At 49.6% G+C, this 19,937-nt stretch carries 15 protein-coding genes; 5 read left to right on the forward strand and 10 right to left on the reverse strand.

Annotation, left to right across the window (positions count from 1 at the left end):
- Positions 1-79 precede the first annotated feature (79 nt).
- The 4 genes from H6A12_RS13670 to H6A12_RS05055 all read right to left on the reverse strand — a co-directional run bounded on the left by H6A12_RS13670 (position 80) and on the right by H6A12_RS05055 (position 5,993).
- Positions 80-709, reverse strand: a complete 630-nt coding sequence (locus tag H6A12_RS13670; protein WP_204445482.1) for an MmcQ/YjbR family DNA-binding protein — start codon at positions 707-709, stop codon at positions 80-82.
- A gap of 87 nt (positions 710-796) precedes the next feature.
- Positions 797-2,053, reverse strand: coding sequence for a diaminopimelate decarboxylase (locus H6A12_RS05045; protein ID WP_204445484.1), 1,257 nt, complete (start codon positions 2,051-2,053; stop codon positions 797-799).
- 132 nt (positions 2,054-2,185) lie between these two features.
- Positions 2,186-3,460, reverse strand: a complete 1,275-nt coding sequence (locus H6A12_RS05050) for an adenylosuccinate synthase (protein ID WP_204445486.1) — start codon at positions 3,458-3,460, stop codon at positions 2,186-2,188.
- Positions 3,461-3,623: 163 nt separating this feature from the next.
- A complete protein-coding gene (locus H6A12_RS05055; protein WP_204445489.1) occupies positions 3,624-5,993 on the reverse strand; it encodes an ATP-dependent helicase in 2,370 nt (789 codons plus the stop codon).
- A 177-nt stretch (positions 5,994-6,170) separates the two neighbouring features.
- Between H6A12_RS05055 and H6A12_RS05060 the strand changes: the two genes are divergently transcribed.
- The 5 genes from H6A12_RS05060 to H6A12_RS05080 all read left to right on the forward strand — a co-directional run bounded on the left by H6A12_RS05060 (position 6,171) and on the right by H6A12_RS05080 (position 13,200).
- On the forward strand, positions 6,171-7,757 hold the full coding sequence (locus H6A12_RS05060; RefSeq protein WP_204445491.1) for a spore germination protein: 1,587 nt from the start codon (positions 6,171-6,173) through the stop codon (positions 7,755-7,757).
- A 233-nt stretch (positions 7,758-7,990) separates the two neighbouring features.
- A complete protein-coding gene (locus H6A12_RS05065; protein WP_204445493.1) occupies positions 7,991-9,136 on the forward strand; it encodes a GerAB/ArcD/ProY family transporter in 1,146 nt (381 codons plus the stop codon).
- Positions 9,081-10,268 carry a Ger(x)C family spore germination protein gene (locus H6A12_RS05070; RefSeq protein ID WP_204445495.1) on the forward strand — a complete coding sequence of 396 codons (1,188 nt, stop codon included), beginning with the start codon at positions 9,081-9,083 and terminating at the stop codon, positions 10,266-10,268. Before H6A12_RS05065 ends, H6A12_RS05070 begins: the two co-directional genes overlap by 56 nt.
- Positions 10,269-10,586: 318 nt before the next feature.
- Complete coding sequence (locus tag H6A12_RS05075; protein WP_207753189.1) at positions 10,587-12,047, forward strand: sodium:solute symporter family transporter; 1,461 nt, start codon at positions 10,587-10,589, stop codon at positions 12,045-12,047.
- A gap of 76 nt (positions 12,048-12,123) precedes the next feature.
- Positions 12,124-13,200 carry a glycosyltransferase gene (locus H6A12_RS05080; RefSeq protein ID WP_204445498.1) on the forward strand — a complete coding sequence of 359 codons (1,077 nt, stop codon included), beginning with the start codon at positions 12,124-12,126 and terminating at the stop codon, positions 13,198-13,200.
- 51 nt (positions 13,201-13,251) lie between these two features.
- Here the strand turns inward: H6A12_RS05080 and tsf are convergent, their stop codons facing one another.
- The 6 genes from tsf to pfkA all read right to left on the reverse strand — a co-directional run bounded on the left by tsf (position 13,252) and on the right by pfkA (position 19,883).
- The gene (tsf, locus tag H6A12_RS05085; protein WP_204445499.1) at positions 13,252-14,160 is read right to left on the reverse strand and encodes a translation elongation factor Ts; all 909 of its coding nucleotides are present in this window, start codon (positions 14,158-14,160) and stop codon (positions 13,252-13,254) included.
- Between the two features lie 77 nt (positions 14,161-14,237).
- Positions 14,238-14,978, reverse strand: a complete 741-nt coding sequence (gene rpsB, locus H6A12_RS05090) for a 30S ribosomal protein S2 (protein WP_204445500.1) — start codon at positions 14,976-14,978, stop codon at positions 14,238-14,240.
- Between the two features lie 152 nt (positions 14,979-15,130).
- Positions 15,131-16,231, reverse strand: a complete 1,101-nt coding sequence (gene lgt, locus H6A12_RS05095) for a prolipoprotein diacylglyceryl transferase (protein WP_204445501.1) — start codon at positions 16,229-16,231, stop codon at positions 15,131-15,133.
- Between the two features lie 19 nt (positions 16,232-16,250).
- Positions 16,251-17,537, reverse strand: coding sequence for an EF-P 5-aminopentanol modification-associated protein YfmH (gene yfmH / locus H6A12_RS05100; RefSeq protein WP_204445502.1), 1,287 nt, complete (start codon positions 17,535-17,537; stop codon positions 16,251-16,253).
- On the reverse strand, positions 17,534-18,808 hold the full coding sequence (gene yfmF / locus H6A12_RS05105; RefSeq protein WP_204445503.1) for an EF-P 5-aminopentanol modification-associated protein YfmF: 1,275 nt from the start codon (positions 18,806-18,808) through the stop codon (positions 17,534-17,536). Before yfmF ends, yfmH begins: the two co-directional genes overlap by 4 nt.
- Positions 18,809-18,917: 109 nt before the next feature.
- The gene (pfkA, locus tag H6A12_RS05110; protein WP_204445505.1) at positions 18,918-19,883 is read right to left on the reverse strand and encodes a 6-phosphofructokinase; all 966 of its coding nucleotides are present in this window, start codon (positions 19,881-19,883) and stop codon (positions 18,918-18,920) included.
- Positions 19,884-19,937 lie beyond the last annotated feature (54 nt).

A 19,937-nucleotide genomic window follows, 5' to 3' on the forward strand; every position in this document is an offset into this window, starting at 1 on the left:
CAGTCATTTCTGACGTGTTATTTTTTATTATACTGCACAACGGCACAAGATGCAAGGTGAAAAATGCAGCTCCTGCAATTTAAACTTCCCGCAATCGTCTCACCCGCTCATCAACCGAAGCCGCAAATTCCGCATCGGAAAGTGCAGGATCTCTTGTTGCATATACAAGATCGCAAGGAAACGATTCACAATCGCCGCAGCTTCGATAGCGATGCTTTATGATGGCACACACATAAATCGGGCACGACTTTCCTGCTTCCATATGAAAAACCTTTCCCTGACACGCATTGCACCCTTCACATGCTGTTTCATAAAGCGCACAGGACGTACATTCTGCGCCGCAGCAGCTGATGTTCAGAATTTCCCGCTGTCGTTTTTTACTGAATCCGGAAAGCACCAATCGATACGCTTTGTCAAGCAGTTCTTTTAATAACGCATCCGGCACACATCCATCCGGATTTACGGAAATCCAGTTGCGTTTGTCACTGTAGTATCCCGGGATAATATCGGTATACTGGCTACGTAGAAATTCACTTTCGGCGGGATCAACTTTCAATGTTATATAGTACGGGTTATTTTCACTATCCAAACAAATCGCCGCGAACATTTTTCCACCGATCTGATAACGAATCCAGTTCCAGCTTGGCTGCAGATCTTTCATGACACTGCGTTTATTGAGCAGAAATTCATCAATCCAAAGATAACGCATTGCTCTGTCTCCTCTTGACTGATTTCAAACAAAATTACCGTATGCGCGAAGCGACCGCCGCACCACAGGTGCCGCTGCCAGGCGTGCTTATTTCTTGAAATAAGGGGAGAAATCGAAGGTGGCAAAATAGTCCGCAGGGGTCTCGGCGCGGCGAATGAGCTGTGCACTGCCGTCCTCTTTTAACAATACCTCTGCCGAACGAAGCTTGCCGTTATAGTTATATCCCATCGAGAATCCATGCGCGCCTGTATCGTGAATCACCACATAATCACCGATTTCGATTTCAGGCAGTGCGCGGTCAATCGCAAATTTATCGTTGTTTTCGCACAGTCCGCCGGTCACATCATACACATGATCGCACGGCGCATTTTCCTTGCCAAGCACTGTAATGTGATGGTACGAACCGTACATCGCCGGACGCATCAGGTTCGCAGCACACGCATCAAGGCCTACATACTCCTTATAGATGTGCTTTTGATGGAGCACTTTCGCCACCAAATGACCATGCGGTGCAAGCATGAATCGGCCAAGCTCTGTGAAAATCGAAATATTTCCCATACCTGCCGGAACGAGCACTTCTTCAAACGCCTGCCGTACACCCTCGCCGATTGCGAAAATATCATTTTCCTGCTGATCAGGCTTGTACGCAACACCGACACCGCCGGATAAGTTGATGTAGCGAATATCCGCGCCGGTTTCCTCGTGAAGCTCAACCGCAAGCGTAAACAGCGTGCGCGCAAGGCTCGGATAGTAGTCGTTTGTCACAGTGTTACTTGCCAAAAACGCATGGATACCGAAATATTTGACGCCTTTTGCTTTCATGATCTTAAATGCTTCGGTAATCTGCGCTTTTGTCATACCGTATTTCGCATCACCCGGATGATCCATGATCTGGTTGTCAAGCGTAAAATGTCCGCCCGGATTATAACGGCAGAATACGGTTTCCGGCAGACCGCACAGGTTTTCCAAAAATTCAAGGTGCGTAAAATCATCCAAGTTGATAAATGCGCCCAACTCGAACGCTTTTTTCATGTCAGCCTCCGGCGTCACGTTCGAGGAAAACATGATGTCGCTGCCCGAAAAGCCGCACGCTTCACTCATCATCAGCTCTGTCAGCGACGAGCAGTCCACACCACAGCCCTCTTCTTTCAAAATCGACAGCAAATACGGGTTCGGTGTCGCTTTGACAGCAAAATACTCCTTAAAGCCCTTGTTCCACGAAAATGCGCGGTTTAAATCGCGTGCTTTCTGGCGGATCCCAGCTTCATCATAAATGTGAAACGGGGTCGGGATTGTTTTTTCAATCTCTTTGACCTGCTCCAATGTAACAAACGGTTTTTTCATCTCGGTTCTCCTTCTTCCTTTCAGGATTCTTTTAAAAGCTATCATAAATCTTACGGTATTTACAGAATACCGTAGAAACCAAAAATGCATCCTCTGCAAAAGCAGAAGATGCACTTTCTTTATTCAATTTTCTCAGTCGAGAACGACGTATTCGTCGCGTGCTGCACCAACCGAAACATATTTTACTTTGCAGCCAACTGCTTTTTCGATGTAACGGACATAATCCATCGCTTCTTTCGGCAGATCCTCCGGTTTACGGCAGCCGCTGATATCGCAGTGCCAGCCTTTGACCTTCTCGATCACCGGTTTTGCAATATCCAAATCTTCGCCGATCGGGAAATCGGTGGTGATTTTGCCGTTTACGTCATATGCTGCACAGACCGGAATCTCCTCGAGATAGGAAAGAACATCCATTTTGGTGAGTGCGATCTCGTCAGCACCCTGCATCCGGCAGCCATATTTCGAAGCCGGTACATCAAACGGACCAACACGTCTCGGACGGCCGGTTGCTGCGCCGTACTCACCGCCTGCGGCACGGAGCTCTTCTGCCTCTTCACCGAAGAATTCACAGGTGAACGGGCCTTCGCCGACACAGGAAGAATATGCTTTCATGATGCCAATGCAGTTTGTGAGTTTATGGTTCGGAATGCCTGCGCCAACCGGTGCATACGCACTGATGGTCGACGAGGACGAAGTGAACGGATAAATACCAAAGTCGATGTCGCGCAGTGCGCCGAGCTGTGCTTCGAACATGATCTTTTTGCCCGATTTTTCTGCTTCGTCGAGGTATTTGCCGGTATCGCAGATGAATGCACCGAAACGCTCTGCATATTTGGTGAGCCAAGCACACATCTCATCATAAGAAACCGGTTCTGCACCGTAAACGCCGGTGATCGTCAGGTTTTTCCAGTCAACAATACCTTTTAAGCGGCGTTTCATATCTTCCGGATGTAACAAATCGATCATACGGATTGCTTTTTTCATATATTTATCGCCGTAAACCGGTGCGATGCCGCGGCGGGTCGAGCCGAATTTTGCGTCGCCCAAACGGTCTTCTTCCAAGCAGTCGAGCATTTTATGATACGGCATGCAGATGACTGCACGGTCACTGATTTTCAGGTTTTCCGGAGTGACTTTCACGCCAGCTTCCACCAGACGTGCAATTTCACCATCCAAGTGCTCCAGATCAATAACCATGCCGTTGCCCATGACATTGATAACGTCTTCGCGCAGAATGCCGGACGGCAGAAGGTTTAAAATGAATTTTCCCAAGTGGTTGATAACGGTATGACCTGCATTGTTGCCGCCCTGATAGCGCACAACGATGTCATAGTCCTCTGAAAGAAGGTCGACCATACGGCCTTTTCCTTCGTCGCCCCAGTTGATGCCGGTAATTGCAGTTAACATAGTAGCTTCTCTCCTGTCCGGATTCTCTTTTAGCAAATCCGTATTTTCTGTTTGCAGACAGCGGTTTTCTGCATGTCTGCACATATATTTTTATTATAACGCAATCGCAGAAAAAAGTCAAGATTTCACGGTTTCGATCGCAGTTTTATTGACCTTTTGCAGCTTATGCGTCAATTTTTGTAAGCTTTGCGAAGTTCGCCATTATTTTTTTGGTTCCCTTTGTATCAAACCGTACTTCGACCAATGTATCGTTCGCCATCGGTGTCATCGATACCACTGTACCGCGTCCGAACACTTTATGCGAAACCACATCGCCCACACCATACGAAATACCGCCGGACTGTGCCGGTTTCTCACCGACACCGACACTTCTGCCGATCTCCGGTGTATAAGTTGGTTTCGGTTTCGATGCACGGCTCATTGCCGAAGCAAATGCCCGTGCTGCGTCATCGTGCTGTTCCAACAGATTTTCCGGAATTTCACGCAAAAACCGCGACGGCTGATTCCGTGAAGTATGACCAAACAGCATACGCTGCGATGCCGAGAGCAGGAACAGCCGCTCTTTTGCACGGGTCACTGCCACATAAGCAAGCCGGCGTTCCTCCTCCAAGTCGGCATCCGAAGTACTCGACTGATAACTCGGGAACAGATTTTCCTCCATGCCGATGACATACACCTGCTTAAACTCAAGGCCCTTCGCCGAGTGCATCGTCATCAAAATCACGCGGTCCTCGTCCTCGTTTAAGTTGTCAAGGTCGGTAAACAGCGACACCTCTTCCAAGAAGCCCTCAAGGCCGCCCTCCGGATTTTCCGCTTCATATTTAATGAGGCTCGATTTTAGCTCCGCGACGTTTTCAAGTCTTGTCTGTCCCTCGCGTCCCTGCAATGCGAGCATATCGCCGTAGCCGGTCTGCTCCATCACGGCGTCCAAGAGTTCTTCGAGCTGCATCTCTTCTTTGCAGTCACGCAGCTGCTCGATCATCGAAACAAACGCATCAAGCGGCGCGCTCTTTTTCGCAAGCACGGCATAGCTGCCTGCCTGCTTCATCACGTCAAACATCGACTCGCCCACACGCGACGCGATCTCTTCCACGTGCGAAACGGTTGTATCGCCGATACCGCGTTTCGGCTCGTTGATAATCCGCTTTAGGCGCACCGTGTCCGACGGGTTTGCAATCACGCGCAGATATGCAAGCACATCGCGGATTTCCTTGCGGTCGTAAAACTTTGTACCGCCAACGATGCGGTAGGAAATACCGGCGCGTACAAGCTGCCGCTCGACTGCGCTCGACTGTGCGTTCGTACGGTAAAGCACGGCGTTATCCGAAAGCTTTAATCCCTTCGCGACCGAGTCCTCGATCTGGCGCACCACATACGAAGCCTCACCCGTTTCATCGACTGCACGATACGAAATCACCGGTCTGCCCTGTCCGTTTTCCGTCCACAGATTTTTGCCCTTGCGCGCGTTGTTGTGCGCAATCAGCGCATTTGCGGCGTCCAGAATCGTCTGGGTCGAGCGGTAGTTTTGCTCCAAGCGGATGACCTTCGCGTCACCAAATTCCTCTTCAAAGCTCAAAATATTTTCAATCGTCGCGCCGCGGAATTTATAAATACTCTGGTCGTCGTCGCCCACGACGCACAGGTTTTGATATTTGCCGGATAACAGGCTGACGAGCCGGTACTGCGCGTGGTTTGTATCCTGATACTCGTCCACCATCAGATACCGGTACAGGTTTTGATAATGGGAAAGGACGTCTTCGTCCGCCTCGAGCACCCGTACCGTCATGCAGATGATATCGTCAAAGTCGAGTGCATTTGCCTCTTTTAATTTTTTCTGATACAGCGCATACACGTTGCCGACAATCCGCAGTTTAAAGTCGCTTTCGTTCTCTCTCAAAAATGCTTCAGGCGTAAGCAGGCTGTCCTTTGCCCGGCTGATTTTTGTGAGCATGGATTTGGGCGGAAACATCTTCTCGTCAAGCGAAAGCTCGGATAAGCAGTCTTTGATCACACGCAGGCTATCGTCCGTATCATAGATGGTAAAGTTCGACGAATAGCCGAGCGCACCGATCTCGCGGCGCAGAATCCGCAGGCAGATATAGTGAAATGTTCCGGCGTTTACACGATCGCCGTCCTCACCGAGCATCGCACGCAGACGTTCTTTTAACTCGTTTGCCGCTTTATTCGTAAATGTAATCGCAAGCACATTCCATGGTGCGACCGGCCGCAGGTGCATCGCATAATCAAGAGAAAGCGCGTCCACCTGCTCGCCGTCTGCCGCCCGTTTTACAAGTGCCAGCTCCTCGTCTGTAAACGAGCCGGGTGTCGTTTCCTCATACGCGTTTCCGTAGTGCAGCAAATAGGCGATACGGTTAATGAGCACCGTCGTCTTGCCGCTTCCTGCACCTGCCAAAATCAAAACCGGACCATTTACATGAAATACCGCCTGTTTCTGCATCGGATTCATCCGACCAAAGGCACGTTCTATGATTGTTTTTCTTGCATTGATAAATTGCTGTTCCCGTACGTCCATGGGAGTCCTCCTAAAAAGCCGTCACCGAAATTTGCGCTGGGATCGTTTTCGCACAGACGGCAATACAAATATATTATATCATGCTTTTTTCGTTCCGAACAGAGGGAAAGTTGAAGTTTGCACGAATGTTTTTTCAAAAAGCCGTTCATACTAATGGACAACGAAAGGATGTTTTGTATGTTTGAATCGGTGAAAGGACGGATTGACGCGCTTAAGACTGCAATGACAGAAAATAAACCGCAGCCGCAGCCAAACGAGCACCGGCTGACCGGAAGCCTTGCAGACGATATGGTGACGCTGCGCGCCATGTTTTCAAATTCCTCGGACTTTTTGACACGTGAAATCACGATCACGGGCGTTCCGGCAGCCTTTTTGATGATTGAGGGCATGGTGAACTTACAAACCATGTCAGAAATGCTGCTCGAGCCGCTGTTATCCCATCGGTTTCCTGCCCACGCAAAGCCGCAAGACATTTGTGACTATATCGAAAACCGAACCATACTTGCCGCCGACACGATCCATGTCTACAGCTGTGAACAAGTTTTCCGCATGATTATGTCCGGCTTTGTCGTTTTGCTCATCGATAACATACCGTATGCCTGCGCCTACGGCATGCAGGGGTTTTCATTCCGTTCGGTGGGCGAACCGAGCGCGGAGGTAAACGAACTTGGCAGCCGCGAGGGTTTCACCGAGCCGCTTCGTATCAATATGTCGATGGTGCGCAGACGCATAAAATCACCGTCGCTAAAGTTCGACCTGTTTCCGGTCGGACGCGTCAGTCAGACGGATATCTGCTTAATCTACATGACCGACCGTGTGTCAAAATCGCTTCTTCGGCAGCTGAAGCGCAAGCTTTCGTCGATTTCGCTCGACGTGGTGCTGACTTCCGGCTATCTAAAGCCGTTTTTAAGCGGAACGCCGTGGTCGCTGTTCCCCGACGTGAGCACAACCGAGCGCCCCGACGTGCTGTGCGCGAAAATTCAGGAGGGACGCGTCGCGATTTTAATTGACGGCACACCGTTTGCGCTTGTAGTGCCGTGCTTGTTTACGGAGAATTTCCAGAGCCTTGACGACTACGCGCACAGTGCGTTTTACGCAAGCTTTGTCCGTATCATCAAATATGTATCGTTTTTTGTCAGTATCCTGCTGCCCGGCATCTATGTGGCGGTGAGCACGTTTCATCCCGAGCTTTTGCCGCACGCGCTATTGTTTAACATTGCCGCCGCCGAGGAAACAACGCCGTTTCCCATTGGCATCGAGGCGCTGATTATCCATTTTTTATATGAGATCATGCGCGAGGCAGGACTCAGGCTTCCGCGTCCGATCGGACACGCAGTGAGCATTGTCGGCGCGCTCGTCATCGGTGACGCAGCGGTGACGGCAGGACTCATCGGCGCGCCGATGGTAATGATCGTTGCTACCACCGCGATTGCCTCATTCGTGGTGCCGCCGCTTTACGAGGCGATCTCCGTACTGCGCTTTTTCTTCATTCTCGTGGGGATGAGCATGGGACTTTACGGAATTATTTTATTTAGCCTTGTGCTGTTTGTAAACGTGTGCGCCAAGACGTCGTTCGGCATACCGATCACAGCGCCCGTGGCGCCGTTTTCGCTCTCCGCGATGCGTGATACGTTTTTAAGACTTTCGTTCCGCACGCTTCAAAAAAAGACGGCTTCGATTGAGCAGCTGAACGGCGTGGCAACCGGCACCTCAGGAAAAGAAGACACATCGAACACGAACACCGATCCATCGAACCGCTCGTAAAATGTGCACAAATACACCACTCGATTCTTTGCACCATATCCCCATCGACAAACAGCAGGAGAATCCAAGCCGCTACCCCACAACAGCTGCCCTGCCCGCTTTCCACAAACGGCAGACACCGGCATGAAAAAACCGGACAAATCCGGCGGGCGTGTCCAGGTGGGAAATCTGGCGGATGAGTCCGGCGGGTGTGGCCGCCAAACAAATACCAATCCCCGCAAAGGAGGTCTTTTATGAACGCAAACGCACGGACACACCGGATCAGTGCGCCGCAGCTTCTGATGCTGCTGTTCCTTTCGCGGCTGTTCAGCGTACTAAACATCTCGCCCGTATTCGGCACGCTTTATAGCGGCATGACGCTTTTGCTCGGCACGCTGCTCTCCTTCTGTTTGCAGTGCGCATTTTTATTTCCGCTTTGGCTGTTATCACGCCGCTATGGCGGCAAAACGCTCATCGGATGTGCCGGTGATGCAGGCGGCGAATGGCTCAAAAAAGGAGCGGCGCTCCTCTTTCTTCTGATGTTCTCTGTTCAAATCTGCGGCAGTCTTTCGGCATTTTCCTTTTTCATGACCTCGATTGTATTCCCGAACGCTTCGTCTGTCCTCATTTTGATTCCGTTCTTTCTTACGCTCATCCTTTGCGTGCGCTGGGGACTCGAAAGCTTTTCCCGGGCAGCCGCCATCTTTTTCTGGCTCTTTTTGCTGTCTGCGGCGTCCATCTGCATTGGTGCAATCCCGAGCGCTGATCTTTTAAATATCACACCGCTGCCCACACAGGGCGCATTTCATAACATTTTTTCCGCCGCACTCGGTGAGATCTCCAAAAACGGCGAGCTTTACTGCCTGCTGCTGCTCTACCCCTCCCTGCGCACCCCCAAAAAAGCCGCGCATTCCGGGTTTTGGTTTTTACTGCTCACATGCGTCTTTATGCTCGTCACGCAGACGGTCATTTTATCGGTTCTGTCCGACTTCGGCATGGAACAGACATATCCGTATTACGCATTGGCGTCTGTCGTGGATCTCTCCGTATTGCAGCGGCTGGACTCGTTTCATATGTCGCTTTGGATTGTCTGCGCGTTTTTCCGGTCGCTTTTATACCTCTTCCTGTTTAAAAAGTGTCTCGGCACCTTTGTAATAAAGAAGAAAACGCGCGCCGTTTTGTTTTACAGCCTGGCAGTTTTTCTGTTTTTCGGCTCCGTCTTTTTGGCGGATCATCCGCAGGCGGTGCGCGCACTCAACACCTCAACCGCCATTGTGCCGGCACTGCTCGCCTTTGTCTTCCCGCTCGTCATTTTCATTCTCTTAAAACGAAAGGAGAAGCGTAATGAAACCAATTCGCCGCAAAAGACGCATGGTGCTCTTATGGGCGCTGACCGTTAGTCTGCTGTTTTCCTGTACGGGGTGCCTTTCCTCCACACCGTTAAACCGTCAGTCGATCGTGCAGGCAATCGGCATCGACTATGAAAACGGCGGATATACACTGTCGTTTCAGATTTTTTCACCCTCGGAGTCGGGCGGCTCAAACATCGGCGCATCGGCGGATAACGCAAAGCAGATCACCTCGACCGGAAAGACCGTATCCGAAGCGATGGCAAACAGTGTGCTCGTACAGGGAAAGCGGATGTTTACCGGACAAAACCGTGTCATTGTGATCGGGAAAGCCGCCGCCGAGCGAGGGCTGTTAAACGCTTTGGACTATTTTGGCGGCGATCCGGCTACCAGTCGCAACGCGCAGGTGCTCTTTTCGGAAACGACCGCGTCTGAAATTCTCGGCGCAAAGGGAAATCAAGGCATTCTCCCTGCTGAAATGCTCGAACAGATTGCGGAAAACGCCGGCCAACACGGTAAAATTCCAAACGTCAAACTGTTTGAGGTGTTAAAAGCCGCAGACGAAGACGACAAAGGTGTCCTGCTTCCTGTGATTGCACAAATACCGCAGGACAGCGAAAGCAAAAGCGGTACGGAGCAAATCGACTCGGTCAGCTCCGTGCACCTGACGCAGGCGGCAGCATTCACAAAGGACGGCTTTTTCTGCGGAATCTTTGACGAAAACGAATCCCGCGGCGCGCTGTGGCTGCTAAATGACATGGATCATACGAAGCTGACGGTCTTTGTACCCAAGCAGTATACCGCCGCGCTCGAACTGTATGAAGTGAATACGACGCTTTCGCCGATTCTGAATCAGGACAAGATCTCGTTTCATTTAACGGTTTCCTGCCGGGCAAGCCTCACGGAAACAGTGCTTACAGGTTCATCGGCGGCGCATCTGACCGAGGACATCACCGCGCGCGCACAAGCGTTGATTGCCGACGAGTGCAACGCCGCATGGGCGCGCGCTGGGGCGCTTTCCACGGATTTATTCCGGCTTAAAGATCATATCCTGCAAAAAGATACTGCACGATATGAGCAGGTCAAGGATACGTTTGATGAAACGCTGTCCGATTGTCTGCTGACGACGTCCGTTACTGTCACGATTGACCGCTACGGCAAGGAATACCTGCCGTTTTCCTAATGAATGCAGACATATCTGTGTGGACACACCTGCACAGTCACCCCTGCATGGACGTGCCCGGACGGACGTGTCTGTATAAACGACTCTTGCGCCCTGAACGAACCCAAACAATCAAATATCCAATCATCCTGTCGGCTTTTAAACGAAAGCCGGCTTTTTCATGTTTTTTCGAAAAAAACCTCATTGACTTTTCATGCAGTACGTGATATAATTGAAATCACTTTAAAGCATAAAAGCTTTAAATCAAAAAAGCAACATGGAAAGAAGGCGGTGTGCGTGGCAATCAAACTCATTTTGCTGGTCCTGTTTTTCGGTTCGATGATCTTCATCGGGATCTACGCAAGAAAGCACGCAACAAATGTAAGCGATTTTGTTTTAGGCGGCCGCGGCGTTGGCGCATGGCTGACGGCGTTTGCGTATGGTACGTCTTATTTTTCCGCAGTGGTCTTTGTCGGATACGCAGGTCAGTTTGGGTATAAATACGGAATTGCCTCCACCTTTATCGGATTGGGCAATGCGTTTTTGGGCAGTCTGCTCGCGTGGGTGGTGCTCGGCAAGCGCACAAGACTGATGACCAGACGCTTAAAGTCTGCGACAATGCCCGACTTCTTTGAAAAGCGGTTTGACAGCAAAGCGCTAAAAATCGCAGCGTCTGCGATTATCTTTATTTTCCTTGTCCCCTACACCGCCTCGATCTACAACGGCTTGTCCCGTCTGTTTGAGATGGCGTTTCACGTGCCATACTGGGTCTGTGTCGCGGGAATGGCGCTGCTTACGTGCATCTATGTCGTTGTCGGCGGCTACATGGCGACGGCGATCAACGACTTTGTCCAGGGCATCATCATGCTTGTAGGAATTGTGGCAGTCATTGTCGCAGTCTTAAACGGACAGGGTGGTTTTACAGCGGCGATCGAATCGCTCTCCGCGATTCAAAGCGAAACAGCGCCGAATATGCAGGGCGCGTTTACCTCGTTCTTCGGCCCCGACCCGGTGGGACTGTTTTTCGTCATCATTCTCACCTCGCTCGGCACCTGGGGACTGCCGCAGATGATTCACAAATTCTACGCGATCAAAAATGAAAAAGCCATCCGCACCGGTACGGTGATCTCGACTATCTTTGCCGTGATCGTATCCGGCGGCTGCTACTTCTTAGGCGGCTTCAGCCGGCTGTTCGGCGGAGAGGCGATCATGGAAAACGGAAAAGTGGTCTACGACGCGATCATTCCGCATATGCTCTCCACCCTGCCCGATCTCTTAATCGGCATTGTAATTATCTTGGTGCTCTCGGCGTCGATGTCGACGCTCTCCTCACTGGTGCTCACATCGAGCTCCACGCTCACACTCGATTTTTTAGGCGGCACAGTCTTAAAAAAGATGACCGAGCGCGGACAGCTTTTGCTGATGCGGATTTTCGTGGTGTTCTTTGTGGCGCTGTCAGTAATCTTAGCGATTGACCCGCCCGCGTTTATCGCACAGCTCATGGGCATTTCGTGGGGTGCGCTGGCAGGCTCGTTCTTAGCGCCGTTCTTATACGGGCTGTACTGGAAAGGCGTGACGAAAGCGTCTGTCTGGGTAAACTTTATTGTCGGCATTGGCATCACGGTGTTCAATTTGTTTGTTCCGGTCTTCTCCTCACCGATCGTCGCAGGTGCAGTGGCAATGATTGCAGGACTCGTTGTCGTTCCGGTGGTAAGCCTTGTGACACCGAAACTCTCGAGCAAAACGATCGCGCATGTATTTGACGATCCGCCGCACAATCCGGACCCTGCCGAATTATAAAAGCATTCTAACAATCCCTTCTAAAAAATCCCTCCGTCGCATATGTTTTGAAAAAAGCAATGCGTCGGAGGGGTTTATGATTACAATAAGTTTATGTATGATTGTGAAAAACGAGGCGGACACGCTCGCGCGGTGCCTTGACTCCGCAAAGGAGATTGCCGACGAGATCATCATTGCAGACACCGGCTCAACCGATCAAACGAAAGAAATTGCCGCCGCTTATACCGATCGGATCTATGATTTTAAATGGATCGGCGACTTTTCGGCGGCACGCAATTTTGCCTTTTCCAAAGGGACAAAGGACTATTTGCTGTGGCTTGACGCGGATGATGTGATCTTAGAGGAAGATCGTGCGCGGTTTTTGACGCTCAAGCAGACGTTAGACCCTGCGGTCGATATTGTGATGATGCCCTATTACGCCGGATTTGACGAGTCGGGGCGGCTGACACTTTCGTATGACCGGGAGCGGCTGTTAAAAAACCACCGCGGCTATTACTGGGTTGATCGGGTACACGAATACATTCCGCCAGTCGGAAACATCATCCGAAGCGACTGCGCGGTCACACACCGAAAGATTCATCCGACGACGAAAGGGCGCAATCTTTCGATTTACCGTCAGATGGAGCGCGAGGGCGTACGGTTCACACCGCGCAATCTCTACTATTTTGCCAGAGAACTGTTTGAAAACAGCGAGCCGCAGGAAGCCATCCGGTATTTTCAGGCGTTTATCGACACGAATGAGGGGTGGGTCGAGGACATCATCAGCGCGTGTTTTCACATGTCTGCCTGCTATCAGATGCTTGGAGATTCCACACAGGCGCTTACCGCTTTGCTCAAAAGCTTTGCATTTGACAGGCCGCGTCCGGAAATCTGCTGTCAGATCGGATACTGGTTTAAGGGAAAAGACGCAACGGAAACTGCGCTGTTTTGGTTTACGCTGGCGGCGAAGCTCGGCGAACTGCCGCAGGAAGCCGGATTTATTCTGCACGACTGCCGCGGCTACATTCCGTATCTTGAGATGTGCGTCTGCTACGACCGGCTCGGCGAGCGACAAAAGGCAATCGAATGCAACGAGCAGGCGGCACGGTTTTACCCGGATAGTCCGGCGGTACAATATAACCGCGCCTTTTTTTCACAAGCACATAAGTCATAAAAAAAGACGTATCCGAATATTCGGATACGTCTTTTTACAGCAAAATATCAATTATTTCACCATTTTTGCGATTTCTTCTGCAAAGTTCTCTTCTTTTTTCTCGAGACCTTCGCCTTTTTCAAAGCGAACGAATTTCACGATCTCGATCGAGCCGCCCAGAGCTTTTGCTGTGTCAGCAGTGTACTGTGCAACCGATTTATCGGAATCTTTAACGAACTGCTGATCAACCAGGCAAACGTCTTTGAAGAATTTTTTAATTCTGCCTGCAACCATTTTCTCTGCAATGTTTGCCGGTTTGCCTTCGTTCATTGCCTGAACAGTCAGGATCTCTTTCTCTTTTGCGACAACTTCAGCCGGAACTTCGCTCTCGTTGAGGTACTGCGGAGTTACTGCTGCAATCTGCATTGCGATGTCTTTTGCATATGCGCCGAACTCTGCTTTATCAGCGAGGTCAGTGTTGAACTGAACCATAACGCCGATTCTGCCGCCGCCGTGAACGTAAGCAACCAGGTCGCCTTCCATTCTCTCAAAACGACGGATTTTCATGTTCTCGCCGATGGTGAGGATTTTCTCTCTCAGCTCTTCTTCGACAGTCATCTCGCTGTTTGAGCATTTGCAAGCCATGAGTGCGTCCATATCAGCCGGATTTTCATTGATGATGGTCAGTGCAACATCGTTTACGAAGTTGACGAATTTCTCGTTTTTCGCAACGAAGTCAGTCTCTGCATTGACTTCAAGCACAACGCCCACTTTTTTTGCGTCGTCTTTTACAGAAACAACCAGACCCTCAGCAGCGATTCTGCCCGATTTTTTCGCAGCAGCTGCAAGGCCTTTCTCTCTCAAAAACTCGATTGCTTTGTCCATATCGCCGTTCGACTCGGTCAGTGCTTTTTTGCAGTCCATCATGCCACAGCCGGTTCTCTCGCGCAGGTTTTTAACATCAGCAGCGGTAAAAGCCATTGTGAATTCCTCCTAAAATCATTTCGTATTTTCCAAAAGAATGCCCGTGCATTTGCCCGGGCAATCTTCCATTTTGATTATTCAGCTTCGATTGTCTCGACTTCTTCAGCCTCTTCGGAAACTTCAGCAGTCTCAGCGCCCTGTCTTGCTTCCAAAACAGCGTCAGCCATTGTGCCGGCAATCAGTTTTACTGCACGGATTGCGTCGTCGTTGCCCGGAATGACATAGTCAATTTCGTCCGGATCACAGTTGGTGTCAACGATTGCAACGATCGGAATACCGAGGTTTTTCGCTTCAGCAACAGCGATTCTCTCTTTTCTCGGGTCAACGATGAACAGTGCACCCGGCAGTTTGTTCATGTTTTTGATGCCGCCTAAGAATTTCTCGAGTTTTTCGATCTCGAGCATCAGTTTGGTTACTTCTTTTTTCGGGAGAAGGTCAAATGTGCCGTCTTCCTGCATTTTCTTGAGCTGGTCAAGTCTTGCGATTCTGCGGCGGATGGTTTTAAAGTTTGTCATCATACCGCCGAGCCAACGAGCATTTACATAGTGCATGCCGCAGCGCTCTGCTTCTTCTTTTACGGAGTCACCAGCCTGTTTTTTGGTGCCGACGAAGAGGATGTCGCCGCCTGCTGCAACGGTGTCTCTTACAAAGCTGTATGCTTCTTCGAGTTTTTTCACTGTTTTCTGCAGGTCGATGATGTAGATGCCATTGCGCTCGGTAAAGATGTAACGAGCCATTTTCGGGTTCCATCTTCTTGTCTGGTGGCCAAAGTGAACACCTGCTTCAAGAAGCTGTTTCATTGATACTACTGCCATGGTAGTAACCTCCTTAATTTTGGTTAAAATTGCCTCCGTCTGCCTTTCGATGCAACGACTATGTGACATAGCACCGTGCCGCATTTATCGCAGACGTGCGTATTTTGCGTTTGATAGTATACCACATTCGAAATCAAAATGCAAGCATTTTTTTACGCATTCGGCGTGTTTTTTTCGGCTTCTGCCGGCTCTGAATCTGCTGTTTCTGCTTGCGGCTGTTCGGTTTCATCCGCTTCCGCTTCACAGGAAACGCTTTCTTCGGCTTTCACCTCTTCTGTAACCTGCACTTTTTTCTTGAAGTTAAAGAATCTGCCGGTTTCTTTTTGTGCGATTGCCTGGCCTTCCGGTGTGAGAACAAACAGCTTCAGATAATTTTCATCGTGATTGTTTTTGATTTTTCCGCGGATCACCAAAATCGCAATGACAGAAGCAATCACTAAAACAGCCGCCAGCAGCTGCGACACGCGCAATGCACCGATCATCAAGCTGTCTGTACGCAGTCCCTCGACCACAAACCGCTCTGCGCCGTAAAATGCAAGATACATCAAAAAGACTTCGCCGTCAAACTTTCTGCGCTTCATATACCATGCAAGCAGGAAAAATCCCGCAATACACCAAATCGATTCATACAAAAAGCATGGATGCACCGGTACATTCGGATCAACCGTCACACCGATGGATGCCAGTTTATCCTGCATCTGCGTCAGATACTGCACAATATCCGGTCCGGTCATTCCCCACGGCAGCGTCGTGTTGCTGCCAAAGGCCTCAACGTTAAAGAAGTTGCCCCAACGGCCGATACCCTGTCCAAGCAGAAATCCTACGCCTACTACGTCAAGCAGCGCACGAATGCAGATTTTTTTGCGTTTTGCAATGAACAGTCCAACAAGCAATGCGCCAATCAAACCGCCGTAAATCGCAAGACCGCCTTCCCATGTTTTGAAAATGCGGGCAAACGAATCCCAAAACGCGTCCATGCTCGAAAAATCAAGGCCATAATCTTCCCAGCTGAAAATGACAAAATAAAGCCGTGCGCCGACAATACCGCCGATAATACCGCCTAAAATGCAGTCAATCGCTTTGTCGGAATCAATACCGACTTTTTTGAATGTACGGAATGCATATACAAGCGCCAGCAGCAGTCCAACTGCAATCAGCAGTCCGTAATAAGCAATCGTAATCGGCCCGATCGTAAATGAATTGTGAAACGAAAATGTGAGCCCCAGTCCCGGAAATTCTACAATTTTCTCCATAAAGCTGTCTCCTTACTTTTTATTCATGCGAAACGGGAACAACCATCGAAATCGACATGCGCTCTTTCGAAAATGCCGAATCAAGAATTTGTTCCAGTGTTTCTTTTTTCATGGATGATAAAATCGAAAGCGTATCATACAAACTGCGGTTTGAAAAATGTGCGCTCAGCAGTGCGCCCGCCACCTGATCGACCTCGCTGAACATCATTACTGCCTGCCCGTAAAGCGCACGGCGCGCACGTTCAAACGCTTCCTCCTCAATGCCGTTTTCCCGCATTCTCTGCACTTCAGTCAAAATTCTGTCTGCAATTTCGTCTGCATATGCGGACTCGCCGGAAAAAATGCTCGAAAGAAAACCGCGTCCGATGAACACATATTTATCAAACGCCGTATTGATCAGCTTTTCCTCGTACATCTGCTGATAGAGCGTACTGCTCTTTCCGACAAGCAATTCATGCAAAATCGTATAGGCAAGCTGTGTCGGCAGCTCGTCTTTTGAGGAAACCGGATGCTCTTTAAATCCGATGTGGAACAGCGGCGCTGACACCGAAAGCGTTTGTTCGCTGTATGCGCGCACGATCGAATCCGGTTCATCAACCGGCGGCTTTTCCACTGGGTTTGCTTGAAGATCTGTCCGCAGTACACGGTCAAGCAGCGCGCAGATTTTTTCTTCATCAAAGTTTCCGACGATCACAAGCGCCATATTCGCCGGATTATAATACGTTTCATAGCAGTCATACAGCATCTGCGGTGTGATCGCTGCAATCGACTCATCGGTACCGGCAATATCAATTTTAATCGGATGATGATGATACAAATTCCCGATCAAATTGAAAAATACCCGCCAGTTCGGATCATCCTCATACATCCGGGTCTCCTGTCCGATGATGCCAAGCTCTTTTTTAACCGTTTCGTTTGTAAAATACGGCGTCTGCACGAATTTTACAAGCGCCTCGACTGCCGTTTCCACTTCGCTTGACGTACTGAATAGATATGCCGTACTTTCAAACGACGTATATGCATTTGATACAGCGCCGATTTTTGCAAAATGACGCGATACATCGCCGTCCTCATCCTCAAACAGCTTATGCTCAAGAAAATGCGCTGTTCCGTCAGGAATCCGCACACGCGTGCCGTCCGCTTTCACAAGCCATTCATCAGAAGAACCGTAGTACGTGCCAAACAGCGCATAGGTGCTCGAAAACTGTGTCATTGGATATAACAGCACACGCAGTCCTGAGCTGTGCGTATAAACCGAATACGACTCTTTAAGCAGCGCGGAGGATATGATTTGTTTTTCGTTCAAGCTTCTCCCTCCCCTTTGAGCACATAGACAAGCGACAGCGTCAGCGTTTGTGCCGCCTTGGCCACGTCTTCTTTCTGCACCTTCATCATCTGTTCAAACTGTTCTTCCGGTGTATTGTTTGTCTGAAGCAGCAGCTGTCCGAAGAAGAAGTTTTCCGCCGAAACATCGGACTCATACACACATCGATATCCGTTGGCCAAACTCTGTTTTGCATATTCGATTTCTTCTTCTGTGAAATCGCCTGCCTTAAGCGCTTCCACTTGCTTTAAGATCGATTCTTTTGCCTGTTCACACTGTTCTTCCTCGACGCCGCAGTCAATCGCCATAATGCCTTTATATGAATCGTAGCGCGCCGCACAATAATAACAAAGACTCTCTTTTTCGCGGACATTCAAAAACAGTTTTGACATCGGTGTGCCGCCCAAAATTGACACCGCCACACGCATTGCCGAAAGATTCACGTCGCTTCCGGCAATCGGACTGTGCATCAGCAGAACCATTTTAGCCTGCGCAACATCGAGCGTTTCGGATACCGTGGAAAACGGCTTTTCTGCAAGCGGTGAAAGGCATGAAACAGCAAAAGGTTCCCGGTCAATCCCGGAAAATGCATCCGCAAAGATCTGTTTGGCAGGTTTATCGTCACCGCATCCCACGAAAAAGATATGAACCGGACAGTGTTTAATCAACTGCACATACTGTGCAAGCAATTCCTCACCCGTCAGTGCTTCCACCTGTTCTTTTTCGCCATAGACAGGAATTCCGTGCGCTTGTCCGTCACACAGCGCGCGCAGTGCACGTGATACCGCATAGGCACGTTTTTCGTTCACAAGCGCTTCAATCGATTCAATGAGCGATTTTTTCTCCGTTTCCACATAGCGTGGATTCAGTGCATCGTGCTCGATGACCGGACACAGCAAAATATCTGAAAGCACCTTTGCCATTTGTGCGCTGATGGAAGCGTTGTCAAGCGAAAAACGATCGTCAATTCCTGTGATTGCAGTGGTGACTACCTGACAGTCTCCTCGTTTCTGCACACCCGATTCAATATATGCACCATATAAATGCTCAAGCGCCTTTGCAAGCGACTGATAATCCGGATATTGTTTGCTGCTGCGGCGCAGTACTTTTGAAATGAGCGCATTACCCGCGGCAGTTTCCGCACGAAGCGGTGATAAAAAATGGACAGAGATCCGATTTGTTTTAAATCGGCTGTCCCGCAGTGTATGAAACCATATACCGCTGCCGATTTCTTCTGTATGCAAAGCGTTCAATCTCCTCACTCCTTTTCATGTCGTTATATTATACCACGAAACACCCCTGCCGTAAACAAAAAAGGCAAAGCAGTTTCCTGCTTTGCCTTTTTTATCATAGAAATCAAACTCAGAACGAAATTTCGTTTGCGATATGATACAGTTCCATATCGAAATCTTTTTTCATTTTGAGTGCTTCCTGAATATCGTAATCAACAATATCAGAATCTTTGATACCGATAACGCGGTTGCCGATGCCGTTTTCCAACAGTTCTACTGCACGATAGCCCATACGGCTTGCTACAACACGGTCGCGGACGGTCGGATTACCACCGCGCTGTACGTGACCCAAAACGGTGCCGCGTGTTTCGATGCCGGTTGCCTCTTCGATCTGGCGGGAAATCTCGTCCACTTTGCCAATACCCTCTGCAACAAGGATAATGAAGTGATGTTTGCCGAGCTCACCTGCTGCGCGGATTTTTTTCACAACATCATTGACATCGTATTCAACTTCCGGAACAATGATATAGGAAGCGCCGCATGCAATACCGGTGTTGAGCGCAATGTGACCTGCATGACGACCCATAACCTCAACAACGCTGCAGCGGTCATGAGACTGTGCGGTATCACGGATTTTGTCGATCATTTCAACTGCAGTGTTCATTGCAGTGTCATAACCGATGGTGTAATCTGTGCAGGAGATATCGTTGTCGATGGTGCCCGGGATACCGACACACGGAACGCCCAGTCTCGACAGATCTGCTGCACCGCGGAACGAACCGTCGCCGCCGATGACAACGATGCCGTCAATTCCCGCATTTTTACAGACCTCAACTGCTTTTAATACGCCGGCTTCCTCTTTAAACTCAAGGCATCTTGCCGTGTAAAGAATCGTACCGCCGCGATGAATAATATCCGAAACAGACCGCATGTTCATTTCGAACATTTCACCGTGAATCAGTCCGTTATATCCTCTCTGAATACCGAGGACACGGAAACCTTTTTTCAATGCAGTTCTGACAACGGAGCGCACCGCTGCGTTCATGCCGGGCGCGTCACCGCCGCTTGTCAATACGCCAATTGTCTTCTGTCCCATTACTTTTCCTCCTAAGCTATCTATACAAACATGATCTTAGACAAAATATATTCT

The sequence above is a fragment of the Merdimmobilis hominis genome, assembly GCF_016901855.1.
GTDB lineage: Bacteria > Bacillota > Clostridia > Oscillospirales > Ruminococcaceae > Paludihabitans.